The sequence below is a fragment of the Pseudomonas sp. GW531-T4 genome, assembly GCF_017349615.1.
Taxonomy (GTDB): domain Bacteria; phylum Pseudomonadota; class Gammaproteobacteria; order Pseudomonadales; family Pseudomonadaceae; genus Aquipseudomonas; species Aquipseudomonas chlororaphis_I.
On record NZ_JACMZT010000002.1, the window covers coordinates 90,926 to 102,279 of the forward strand.

Here is an 11,354-nt window from a genome sequence, read left to right on the forward strand (position 1 = left end):
GGTAAAGCCTGAAGGGCTATCCAAGGCATAGCAGCATTAACGGCGCCCGGCCATAAAAACCCCTCCACCGGGAGGGGCTGGTCACCGACAAGCCTTGCCTGGGCCCTAGAACCTGCCGCCCAACGGATACTCGATCGCCAGCCGCAGCTGGTCGGCATCCAGTTCGGCCTGGGCTTTATTACCGCGGTGCACGGCGTGGCGCAGGGTGACGGCGAGGTTTTTCGCCGGCCCGGACTGCACCACGTACTTGGCCTGCAGGTCGCGTTCCCAGTGCTTGCCGCCTTCGCCGTAGCCCAGCCAGGCGTAGCCGCCGCGCGGGTCCATGTGGCTGCCGTCGATGCCGCTGCCGCGCACATACAGGGCACTGAAAGTCAGGCCGGGAACCTGGTAGCCGGCCATGTTGAGGTCGTAGCGGGCCTGCCAGGAGGCTTCTTCAGGGGCGTTGAAGTCCGACAGGGCCACCGCGTTACTGAGCAGGATCGCGCCGCGGGTGACGTAGTCGTAAGGCGTGTCGCCGTCGACCTTCTGGTAGCCCAGGCCAAAGCTGTGGGCGCCGCTCCTGTAGGTCGACATCAGGCTCCAGGTGGTGTTGTCGATGCGCCCGGACAGGGCCTTGCCGGTGTCCTGGGTGCGGTACAGGTTGAAATCGAACGTCAGGTCCTGGCCCTGGCTCAGCGGCAGGTTGTAGAGCGCGCCAAGGTACTGCTGGCGCCAGGTGTCTTCGTACAAGGCGCTGAACAGGCTGGCGTTGAGGCCCTTGATCGAGGTGTTGCGCACGCCGATCAGGTCGAAGCTGTCGCCCTGCTTGCCGTTGGAATAATTGACCACGAAACCCTGGTCGTGGCTGCTGGCGTTACGGTCGGTGCTTTCGTTGAAGTGGCCGCCGTACAGCGTGGTATTGCTCAGTTCGCGGCTGGTGAGGAACCAGCCGGTGGCGGTCTCGGGCAGCAGGCGGCTGTCGGAGGAACCGAACACCGGGGTCTTGACCCGCTGTTCGCCGTAGCGCAGTTCGGTGGAGGAAAAACGCAGCTTGGCCACCGCGCCGCCACGACTGAATTCATCCTTGGGATGGCCGTCGTTGTCCACCCCCAGCAGCCGCGCCTTGCCGGCCCGGCCACCGCCGCTGTCGAGTTTCCAGCCGGAATAGACGTGGGCATCCAGGCCGAAGCCGAGCGTGCCCTGGGTGAAACCGGAGCTGTAGTCGGCCATCAGGCCGTAGGCCCACTCCTGCGCCAGGTCGCTGCGTTCGGCGCGGGGTTTGTAGGCATTGCGCGCGCCGTTGCTCAAGGAACCGTGCTCATAGTCGCGACGGTCGTAGAGGCTGCGGTTGAACAGGCTCCACTGGCTGTCTTCGATAAAACCCTTGGCATTGTCCTGCTCCGCGGCCAGCGCGAGCAGGCTCTGGCCTCCCAATGCCAACAGCAGGGTGTGTCGGGTCAAGGTCTTCACTGTCGAACTCCCGAAAATCGATAAATGGCGGGCGATATCAGGCAGTGCGCCGCTGTACGGGCGCACCACCGGGACCCCAACTCAGAGGTATTTGAGGATCGCGATATCGCGGCGGCGCTGCTTGAGGCCTGCGAACCAGCGTGTCGGGAAGAACAGCAGCACGCCGAGGATCAGGCTCCACAGCCAGACCCCGGACAGGTTGTCGAAGCCGTAGTAGGTGCCCTGGTTGGCGCCCCAGATGGCCACGGCCACCAGGTACATGGCCTTGAGCACGTACAGGTGCAGCAGGTAGAAGAACATCGGCGCGCCGCCGTAGATCGCCAGTTGCGCGGTCGACCAGCGTTCCTGGACCTTCTCGAAGTACGCCAGGAGGATCAGCCCCAGGCCCAGGGTCGGCATCAGGAACATCAGCGACGGCGGGTATTTCTTGGCGCTCATGAAGCTCATGAAGGTGCGCAGCGCATCGCCGGTCTGGACCCAGGGCTTCTCGCCGTAGACGTTCAGGTAACGAATGAACACGAACGCCACCAGCAGGCCGACGCCGACCTTGAGCAATCGCGAAATCCGCGCCGCCGGTTGCACGTCCTTGCCGAACCACGGGCCGATGGCCCAGCCCAGCAGGATCACCCCGATCCACGGCAGCACCGGGTACGTGGTGCGGGCCCGGGTGAACTCGGTGATGTCGATGAACACCCGCTGGTGCAGGATCGACCAGGGCACGAAGAACGGCGACTCGGGGCCCACCACCACGTCATCCAGCAGGTTGTGCCCGGCGACTATGGCCACCCCCAGGACGATCAGCCAGCCGCGTTTGAAGTGCAGCAGGCCGGCCAGCACGATCATGCAGATGCCGATGCACCAGATCACCTGCAGCCACAGGGTCTTGGGCGGGAACTCGGCGTTCCAGGCAAAACACACGAAGGTCAGCTCGAGGAATACCAGGAACAGGCCGCGCTTGAGCAGGAACACCGAGGTTTCCCCAAGGCTGTGTTTCTGGCTGTAGAGCCAGGCCGACAGGCCGGTGAGGAAGATGAACACCGGCGCGCAGATCTCGCTGAGCAGGCGGGTGAAATACAGGTCCGGGGTCACGCTCAGGGCGTCGATCGGGTCGGTGACCTGGCGATGCAGGAGGAAGGTCTCGCGCACGTGGTCCACCAGCATGCACAGCATGACGAAGCCGCGCAGGGCATCGATCGCCAGCATCCGCGTATTGGCCTTGGCCACGCTGCCCGCCAGCGCAGGGGACGCAACGCCCGCCTGCCCTGCCAATCCAGTAGAAAGGGTCATATCAGTCACTCATGTTGAAGGTCGTTAAGCCTGGGCAACCCCCTGTCGCCGACACGGCACAGGGGTCGGGGCAGCGGGTCAGGATTGCTTTTTCAAGCGCGCGACTTCCGAGGCCGGCAGCGTTGCAGGCGCCCGTGGCAACGGCGGCTTGCCCTGTGGCTGGTGGAACGACAGCGTGGAACTGAAGCTCTTGAGGTCGTAGGCCTCGGCCTGGCTGTCCGGGCCCTGGCGAGTGCCCGGGGTGCGGTCCTTGTATTCGGCGGCCACCACATAGGTGCCCTGCCACGGCAGCGCGAAGCTGACCTTGCCGTCCTGGTCGCTGGTCTGGGTGAAGACCTCGCCGGAGCCGGTTTCCAGGATCACTTCCTGGGCGGCCAGCGGCTTGAGTTCATAGAACACCTGGAACTGCGCCTTGCCCGCGGCGGCCACGCCGGTGGGGACGATGTCCAGCGCCAGTTCCGGCTGGCGCGCGCGCAGGTCGCCGACCCAGCGGGTGGCGGGCGTCCAATGAGTCTTGAGGGTCTTGCCGCCTTCATGCAGGTCGAAGAGCGGATACTGCGAGTCCTGCGCCAGCAGGCTTTCATCGGCCCTGGGCTGATGAGCAACGCTGAACGACTGGCGTTGCAGGCCCAGACTCAGACCCAATGCCGGGGCCGGCAGCGGATTCGCCGCCGACCAGCCCTTGAGCTGGCGGAAGCGATCGAGGCCACCGGGGGTCACTTCCAGCATGTTCTTGTCGTACTCGCCGTAATACAGCGTCAGGGGCTGCCCCGGCGTGTGTTCGTACCAGATCTGGTGAGCCTGGGTACCGCTGGCCAGCATCAGCGCGCCCAGCCCTATCAAGGTATTTGCCGTACTCATTCGCATCGTGTTGCGCTCCTTTGTGCTCTCATTCAACGAATCGCCGCCCCCGCTCTGATGGCGTTGAACTTCCCGGGGCGACGATGCGCACCTACCACTGGCTGGCATTACAGCGCAGGCCGTTCTGTGCTTTGTTCCGATTTGCCGCGGCACAAGCCCGTTGCCTGCTGTTTTCTCAAGGCAAACAGCGATTTATGCGGTGTGCGCCAGGCTGAAGCATCCAGGGGTAAACGGTGCGTGGATTGTCCGATCGGGGTGCACGCGAGGCCTGCATGGCCGGTGTCGCTTGCTTGCGCGCAACCCGCTGTGCACTCACCGGCCAGGCAAAATGGCCGGCCCAGACGCAAGCGCGCCCGGTGAGAGGCGCGCGCATGAGTGATTGATCAGACGGAAAAATGTTATCAGATAACATTTCATTTTGAGAGAAGAACGAGTCAGTGGCGCAATAATTTACGCAGGGGCACGCCGTCTTTGAGGACCGGCGACTTGATGACGATGTAGCTGAAGTACTTCGAGATACCGATGTTCTTGTCCAGCAGGCTTTCCACCACCTCCTGGTAATGCTGGATGCTGCGGGTCATGAAGCGCACCAGATAGTCGTAGCCGCCACTGATCAGATGACACTCCAGCACCTCGTCCACCAGGCGGATATTGGACTCGAACTTGGCGAAGTCCTCGCGCTTGTGGTCGCTCAGGGTGATCTCGGTGAACACCGTGACCGAGTCGGTGATCTTGGCCAGGTTCAGGTGCGCCTTGTAGCTGGAAATGTAGCCGGCCGATTCCAGGCGCTTGACCCGCTGCAGACACGGACTGGCCGACAACCCCACGGCGTCGGCGAGGCTGACATTGGTCATGCGTCCGTCTTTTTGCAGCTCAACCAAGATGTTGATATCAATACGGTCCAGTTTGACTAAACCTTCCATCGTTTACCTCTTGATTGCTGTGGGATGCAATCGACAAGCAAGATCAGCGCCGTAACGACGCCTGATGCTGGGCCACCAGGTCGGCCATGCTGTTGATGCAGTAGTCGGCGGCGCAGGGTTGCGGGTTGCGGCTGCCGGCACGGCAGATCAGGCACAGGCCCGCCGTCGCTTGCGCCGCGGCGGCCGGCGGCCGGGTCACCTGGAGAATGTCCTGGGCCCGCAGGTCGTTGTCCGCCAGCCACTGGCGATCCTGCAACGGCTGGCTGGCCAGGGAGATGAAATCGTCCTGGGCGATCCCCAGCCGCTCGCACAACAGCGCGCGATCCTCGGCATCGCGATCGCCCTGCACCAGCAGCCGATAGAACTTGCGCAGGTACAGCATCGCCCCCGGCGCATCCTCGAACAGAGACCAGCCCGCCACCGAGCGGGCGAAGCTCATGCCCTCCTCCCAGGACGCCTTCAGGCCCCAGCGTTCGGCCAGCTGGCGATGGGCGAAACACAGCAGGCCGCTGAACCCCAGCTCGGCGAAGCGCGGGTACAGGCCCCGCACCGTCTCGGCGAACTCGCCCAGCACCTGCTCCTTGTCCGGTTGCCCACGGCGACTGTCGAGCAAGGGTTGCAAGGCCGCCCAGACCCCCGAGTCACGGTCCACCAGGACCGCGTCGCAGTCGATCAGCAACGCACGATAATCAGTCAGCCCCATGGCGTGTACAGCCTCCTATGATGCGTTCCATCGATCCATGCTCCAAAAATGCCCATCGGTGGCGCCCGGCAGCCCGGCGCCGACCGGGGCATCAGCTCAGTTCAAGACTCGTGCCAGCGCGGCATCGAGAATCGCCAGGGCTTCGTCGATCTGCTCGGGAGTTGTTACCAGCGGTGCCAGGAAGCGCAGGACGTTACGGTGCACCCCGCACTTGATCACCAGCAACCCACCCAGGCGCGCCTGGTCGATCAGCCGTTGCGTCAACTCGGCATCGGGGCTGTGCGCCGCATCGTTCTTGACCAGTTCCAGCGCCAGCATGAAACCGCTGCCACGCACATCGCCGATGCACGGGTACAGCCTCTGCAGGCTCAGCAACCCTTCGCGCAGGCGCAAGCCCAGCGCCACGCCACGGGCCAGCAACTGTTCCTCTTCGTAGGCATCCAGCACCGCCAGCGCCGCGGCGCAGGCCAGGGCGTTGCCGCCGTAGGTGCCACCGAGGCCGCCGGGCAGCGGCGCGTCCATGATCTGCGCCTTGCCCACCACGCCGGACAACGGCAAGCCACCGGCCAGGCTCTTGGCCACGGTGACCAGGTCCGGCTGGATATCGGCGTGCTGGAAGCCGAACCAGCTGCCGGTGCGGCCGAAGCCGGTCTGGATTTCATCGAGGATCAGCACGATGCCGTGTTGCGTCGCCAGGGCGCGCAAGGCCTGGAGGAATTCCGCCGGAGCGGCGAGGAAACCGCCGTCGCCCTGCACCGGTTCGATGATGATCGCCGCCACGCGCTCGGGTGCGACCTGGGTGGCGAACAGCTCCTGCAACGCCTGCAGGGCCATCTCGCTGCTGACCCCGCGATAGGCGTTCGGGTACGGCGTATGGAACACCTCGGGGGCGGTGCCGAAGTTCTGCTTGTACGGCTGGCTCATGCCGGTCAGCGTGCTGCCGAGCAAGGTGCGGCCATGGAAACCGCCACGAAAGGCGATCACCGCCGAACGCTGGGTATGGGCGCGGGCGATCTTCACCGCGTTCTCCACGGCCTCGGCGCCAGAGGTGAAGAATGCCGCCTTGTAGGGCTCGGCGCCGCCGATCATCTGGCTCAGGCGCCGGGCCAGATCCAGGTACGGTTTGTAGGCCACCACCTGGAAGCAGGCGTGGGAGACTTTCTGCAACTGCGCCTGCACCGCCGCCACCACCCGCGGGTGGTTGTGGCCGATGTTCAACACGCCGATCCCGCCGACGAAATCCAGATAGCGCTCGCCGTCCACGTCCCACACCTGGGAGCCCTCGGCGCGGTCGATGACCAGCGGATGGGCAGTGACCACGCCCCGCGGCACGAACTGATCGCGCTGCTGGAGCAAATGAGGTGTTTCGTCGACCTTGCTATTCATGGCGTTCCTCATACTGAGCCAGGCAACCGGGAAGCGGTTGCGATGGCTTCAGATTAAGGCTTCGGCGGAACCGACTTAGCCGAACTTGGCCCCTGAGAAATCCGGATCCACTGTTTTCACCCCGGCAAACGGCAGATTCCTTCAGCCCCGCCGAATCTGCCGGCCAGGGCCACGAAGCGCGCGGCACAAGGCTTTCGCACGCGGCCTTTCGACAGATCCTGCTTTGCCGTTGCGGCATCATGAAACCCATCCCTCCATCGATCAGGAACCGCCCATGGCCCTCCTCTATAAAGCTGACCCCGTGCGTGGCGAACACTGGCGAGCGCTGTTCGCCGAACAGGCCCCGGACATTCAATGGCGTGCCTGGCCGGACCTCGGCAACCCCGAGGACATCCGCTACCTGGCGGCCTGGCAGGCGCCGGACGACCTGAGCCTTTTACCTAACCTCGAGGTGCTGTTCGCCCTCTCGGCCGGGGTCGATCAGCTGGACCTCGCGCGCCTGCCGCCGGACTTGCCGGTGGTGCGCCTGCTGGACCCGGGCATCACCCGGGGCATGTGCGAATACGCCAGCTTCGCCGTGCTCAGCCTGCACCGCGACATGCTGCGCTACCGGCAGCAACAGTTCGCCCGCTGCTGGCAGGCGCACCTGCTGCAACCGGCGGCGCAACGCCGGGTCGGGGTCATGGGCCTGGGCCAACAGGCCCAGCAGATCCTCGCCACCCTGCGGCCGCTGGGGTTCGCCCTGTCCGGCTGGGCCCGCAGCGCCCATCGCATCGACGGCGTGCAGTGTTTCGCCGGCAACCAGCAGCTGCCGGCCTTTCTCAGCCAGTGCGACATCCTGCTGTGCGTGCTGCCCCTGACCGAACAGACCCAGGGCATCCTCGACCGCGAGCTGTTCCGCCAACTGCCCCGCGGCGCGGCGCTGATCAACATGGGCCGTGGCGGCCACCTGGTGGAGCAGGACTTGCTCGACGCCCTGGCCAGCGGCCAGCTCAGCGGCGCGGTGCTCGACGTCCTGCAACAGGAGCCGGCCCCGGCCGAACACCCGTTCTGGGATCACCCGCAGATCCTCCTGACCCCGCACATCGCCGCCATGACCCAGCCGGAAAGCGCCTTCGCCGTGCTGCTGGACAATATCCGCCGCCACCAGCGCGGCGAACCGATGCTCGGGCAGATCGACCGCAGCCAGGGTTATTGAAAGCCCCGCGATCGTGTAGCCGCTGACCGCAGTGCGTCAGGGCGATCCGGGACGCAGGTTTGGCGGGCTGGCGCCCGATCGCAGCCTTCGGCAGCGGCTACAGGGTTCGGCGTTTGGCGAAGAACGCAGGCCCCCCGCCCTCGCTGTAGCCGCTGGCGCAGCCTGCGATCGGCGGCGCAGCCGTCGCAAGACCGCTGACCGCGGTGCGTCAGAGCGATCCGGGACGCAGGTTTGGCGGGCTGGCGCCCGATCGCAGCCTTCGGCAGCGGCTACGGGGTTCGGCGTTTGGCGAAGAGCGCAGGAACCCCGCCCTCGCTGTAGCCGCTGGCGCAGCCTGCGATCGGCGGCGCAGCCGTCGCAAGACCGCTGACCGCGATGCGTCAGAGCGATCCGGGATGCAGGTTTGGCGGGCTGGCGCCCGATCGCAGCCTTCGGCAGCGGCTACAGGGTTCGGCGTTTGGCAAAGCACGCAGGAACCCCGCCCTCGCTGTAGCCGCTGGCGCAGCCTGCGATCGACGGCGCAGCCGTCGCAAGACCGCTGACCGCAGTGCGTCAGGGCGATCCGGGACGCAGGTTTGGCGGGCTGGCGCCCGATCGCAGCCTTCGGCTGCGGCTACAGGGTTCGGTGTTGACAAAGAACGCAGGAACCCCGCAATCGCTGTAGCCGCTGGCGCAGCCTGCGATCGGCGGCGCAGCCGTCGCAAGACCGCTGACCGCGGTGTATCAGGCTGATCCGGGATACGGCTTTGGCGGGCGCCAGGTCAGAACGCCGCCCGCCCCCCCCCGGCTACAAGACGGGACTCAGAGCCTCTCGGCAATCGCCGCGCCCACCTCCTGGGTCGAGGCCTGGCCACCCAGGTCCGGGGTGATCGGGCCTTGGGCGATCACTTGTTCGATGGCCTCGAGAATCCCGTCGTGGGCGGCGCGATAACGCTGGTCGCCGTTGCCGAGGAAATCCAGCATCAGCGCGCCAGACCAGATCATCGCGATCGGGTTGGCGATATTGCGCCCGTAGATGTCCGGCGCCGAGCCGTGCACCGGCTCGAACAGCGACGGGAAGCGCCGCTGCGGATCGAGGTTGGCCGAGGGCGCGATGCCGATGGTGCCGGCACAGGCCGGGCCGAGGTCGGAAAGAATGTCGCCGAACAGGTTGGAGGCCACCACCACGTCGAAACGCTCCGGTTGCAGGACAAAACGCGCGCAGAGAATGTCGATGTGCTGCTTGTCCCAGCTCACCTGCGGGTACTGCTCGGCCATCAGCGCCGTGCGCTCGTCCCAGTACGGCATGCTGATGGAAATCCCGTTGGACTTGGTCGCCGCCGTCAGGCGCTTGCGCGGCCGGGTCTGGGCCAGGTCGAAGGCGTACTTGAGAATGCGGTCCACGCCACGCCGGGTGAACACCGACTCCTGCAGCACGAACTCATGCTCGGTGCCCTCGAACATCTTGCCGCCCACCGAGGAATACTCGCCCTCGGTGTTCTCGCGGACCACCACGAAATCGATGTCCCCCGGCTCGCGCCCGGCCAGCGGGCACGGCACCCCGGGGAACAGCCGCACCGGGCGGATATTCACGTACTGGTCGAAGTCGCGGCGGAACTTGAGCAGCGACCCCCACAGGGAAATATGGTCCGGCACCTTGTCCGGCCAGCCCACGGCGCCGAAGTAGATGGCGTCGAAATCCTTGAGCCGCTCGAACCAGTCCTCGGGCATCATCCGCCCGTGCTCCAGGTAGTAATCGCAGTGCGCCCAGTCCAGCACCTCGATCTGCAGGTCCAGCTGCCACTTGCGCGCCGCCTGCCGCAGCACCCGCAATCCTTCTGGCAATACTTCCTTGCCGATTCCGTCGCCGGCGATGGCGGCGATCCTGAATGCCTTGCTCATGTCGCATGTCTCCTCGAAGTCGGTGCGGGCCGGTCACAGGCCGCCGATGTGGAAAGCCTTGATTTCCAAGTATTCGTCCAGGCCGTACTTGCTGCCTTCGCGGCCCAGGCCCGATTGCTTGATGCCGCCGAACGGCGCCACTTCCATGGAGATGATCCCGGTGTTGAGGCCGACCATGCCGAACTCCAGCGCTTCGCCGAAACGCCAGGAGCGGCGCAGGTCCTGGGTGAAGTAGTAGGCGCCCAGCCCGTAGGGCGTGGCGTTGGCGATGGCCAGCGCCTCGGCCTCGTCGTGGAAGCGCATCAGCGGCGCCACCGGGCCGAAGGTTTCCTCATGAGCCAGGAGCATCTCGGGGCTGGCCTCGCCCAGCACCGTGGGCTGCACGAACTGGCTTTCGCCCTGGGGAATCCCGCCGCACAGCAGGGTCGCGCCCTTGCCCAGGGCATCGTCGATATGCCGGGCGACCTTGCTCACCGCCGCGGCATTGATCAGCGGGCCGATGCTCACGCCCGGCTCCAGGCCGTTGCCGACCTTGAGCTTGGCCACCTCTTCCACCAGGCGCTGGGCAAAACGCTGGTAGATGCCGTCCTGGACCAGGATGCGGTTGGCGCAGACGCAAGTCTGCCCGGCGTTGCGGAACTTGCTCTGCATGATCCCGGCGATCGCCTGTTCCAGGTCGGCGTCGTCGAACACCACGAACGGCGCGTTACCGCCCAGCTCCAGGCTCAGGCGCTTGATGTGCTCGGCGCTCTGGCGCATCAACAGGCGGCCGACCGCGGTGGAACCGGTAAAGGAAATCTTGCGCACCGCCGGGTTGCCGGTCAGCTCTTCGCCGATCCCGGTCGGCATGCCCGTAAGCACACTGAACACCCCCGGCGGAATCCCCACCCGCTCGGCCAGCACCGCCAGGGCCAGGGCCGACAGCGGCGTAAGGTCGGAAGGCTTGACGATGATCGGGCAGCCGGCGGCCAGGGCCGGCGCGCATTTGCGGGTGATCATCGCGTTGGGGAAATTCCACGGGGTGATGGCCGCGCAGACCCCCACGGGCTGCTTGAGGGTCAGCAGGCGCCGGTCGCCAGCGGGCGCCGGCAGGGTGTCGCCGCAGATGCGCCGCGCCTCCTCGGCGAACCATTTGACGAAACCCGCGCCGTAGCGGATTTCGCCCTGGGCTTCGGCGAAAGGCTTGCCCTGTTCGGCGGTCATGATCAGGGCCAGGTCGTCGAGGTTGTCGAGCATGGCCTGGTACCAGCGCTCCAGCAGCTGCGCCCGCTCCGCCACCGGGCGCGCGCGCCAGGCCGGCCAGGCGCGTTCGGCGGCGGCGATGGCCAGGCGGGTCTGCGCGCCCTGCAGGGCCGGCACCCGGGCCAGGCATTCGCCGCTGGCCGGGTCGAGCACCGCCAGGGTCGCGCCATCGTCGGCGGCCACCCACTGCCCGTCGATATAGGCCAGTTCCACCAAAAGGCTTGGGTCTTTCAAACGATTCTTGAGCATGGTCGAGTCCTGTTCCGAGACAGCCTCCAGTCTAAGCAGGCGCCACAGCCCAGGATGCTGAAAGCGCCGGGCCGACAGCGTCGGATGCTGAAAAACGCGGCGGCGCAGCAGGCTCTACCGAGCACATGAACAGCGCCCCGTAGCCGCTGGCGCAGCCTGCGATCGGCGGCGCAGC

General features: G+C 66.0%; 9 protein-coding genes. 1 reads left to right on the plus strand and 8 read right to left on the minus strand.

Annotated elements, in window-relative coordinates:
- Positions 1 to 105: 105 nt before the first annotated feature.
- From J4D28_RS02095 to gabT, 6 genes are all read right to left on the minus strand, one after another.
- Positions 106 to 1,449, minus strand: a complete 1,344-nt coding sequence (locus J4D28_RS02095) for an OprD family porin (protein WP_028684081.1) — start codon at positions 1,447 to 1,449, stop codon at positions 106 to 108.
- An 81-nt stretch (positions 1,450 to 1,530) separates the two neighbouring features.
- Positions 1,531 to 2,736, minus strand: coding sequence for a DUF1624 domain-containing protein (locus tag J4D28_RS02100; protein ID WP_009049162.1), 1,206 nt, complete (start codon positions 2,734 to 2,736; stop codon positions 1,531 to 1,533).
- Positions 2,737 to 2,814: 78 nt separating this feature from the next.
- Positions 2,815 to 3,597: a DUF4198 domain-containing protein gene (locus J4D28_RS02105; protein ID WP_256587552.1), complete on the minus strand. Its 783-nt coding sequence runs from the start codon at positions 3,595 to 3,597 to the stop codon at positions 2,815 to 2,817.
- A gap of 434 nt (positions 3,598 to 4,031) precedes the next feature.
- Complete coding sequence (locus tag J4D28_RS02110) at positions 4,032 to 4,520, minus strand: Lrp/AsnC family transcriptional regulator (RefSeq protein ID WP_009049164.1); 489 nt, start codon at positions 4,518 to 4,520, stop codon at positions 4,032 to 4,034.
- 43 nt (positions 4,521 to 4,563) lie between these two features.
- Positions 4,564 to 5,223 (minus strand): hypothetical protein, encoded by a 660-nt coding sequence (locus tag J4D28_RS02115; protein WP_009049165.1) that lies wholly within the window; start codon positions 5,221 to 5,223, stop codon positions 4,564 to 4,566.
- A 96-nt stretch (positions 5,224 to 5,319) separates the two neighbouring features.
- Entirely contained in the window at positions 5,320 to 6,609 is a 1,290-nt protein-coding gene (gene gabT / locus J4D28_RS02120; protein ID WP_009049166.1) for a 4-aminobutyrate--2-oxoglutarate transaminase, read from the minus strand.
- A gap of 274 nt (positions 6,610 to 6,883) precedes the next feature.
- Here gabT and J4D28_RS02125 point away from each other — a divergent pair, with 274 nt between their 5' ends.
- Positions 6,884 to 7,807: a glyoxylate/hydroxypyruvate reductase A gene (locus J4D28_RS02125; protein WP_009049167.1), complete on the plus strand. Its 924-nt coding sequence runs from the start codon at positions 6,884 to 6,886 to the stop codon at positions 7,805 to 7,807.
- Between the two features lie 801 nt (positions 7,808 to 8,608).
- On the opposite strand, the gene J4D28_RS02130 is transcribed toward J4D28_RS02125, so the two are convergent.
- Both J4D28_RS02130 and J4D28_RS02135 read right to left on the minus strand, forming a co-directional pair.
- On the minus strand, positions 8,609 to 9,688 hold the full coding sequence (locus J4D28_RS02130) for a tartrate dehydrogenase (RefSeq protein ID WP_009049168.1): 1,080 nt from the start codon (positions 9,686 to 9,688) through the stop codon (positions 8,609 to 8,611).
- 33 nt (positions 9,689 to 9,721) lie between these two features.
- Positions 9,722 to 11,179, minus strand: coding sequence for an NAD-dependent succinate-semialdehyde dehydrogenase (locus J4D28_RS02135; protein ID WP_103330690.1), 1,458 nt, complete (start codon positions 11,177 to 11,179; stop codon positions 9,722 to 9,724).
- Positions 11,180 to 11,354: the final 175 nt, after the last annotated feature.

What these genes read in the sequence shown, in the direction of transcription:
- J4D28_RS02100 (WP_009049162.1), bottom strand. Translation starts at nt 2,736, where the DNA reads ATGACCCTTTCTACTGGATTGGCAGGGCAGGCGGGCGTTGCGTCCCCT.
- J4D28_RS02105 (WP_256587552.1), bottom strand. Translation starts at nt 3,597, where the DNA reads ATGAGTACGGCAAATACCTTGATAGGGCTGGGCGCGCTGATGCTGGCC.
- J4D28_RS02110 (WP_009049164.1), bottom strand. Translation starts at nt 4,520, where the DNA reads ATGGAAGGTTTAGTCAAACTGGACCGTATTGATATCAACATCTTGGTT.
- J4D28_RS02115 (WP_009049165.1), bottom strand. Translation starts at nt 5,223, where the DNA reads ATGGGGCTGACTGATTATCGTGCGTTGCTGATCGACTGCGACGCGGTC.
- gabT (WP_009049166.1), bottom strand. Translation starts at nt 6,609, where the DNA reads ATGAATAGCAAGGTCGACGAAACACCTCATTTGCTCCAGCAGCGCGAT.
- J4D28_RS02125 (WP_009049167.1), top strand. Translation starts at nt 6,884, where the DNA reads ATGGCCCTCCTCTATAAAGCTGACCCCGTGCGTGGCGAACACTGGCGA.
- J4D28_RS02130 (WP_009049168.1), bottom strand. Translation starts at nt 9,688, where the DNA reads ATGAGCAAGGCATTCAGGATCGCCGCCATCGCCGGCGACGGAATCGGC.
- J4D28_RS02135 (WP_103330690.1), bottom strand. Translation starts at nt 11,179, where the DNA reads ATGCTCAAGAATCGTTTGAAAGACCCAAGCCTTTTGGTGGAACTGGCC.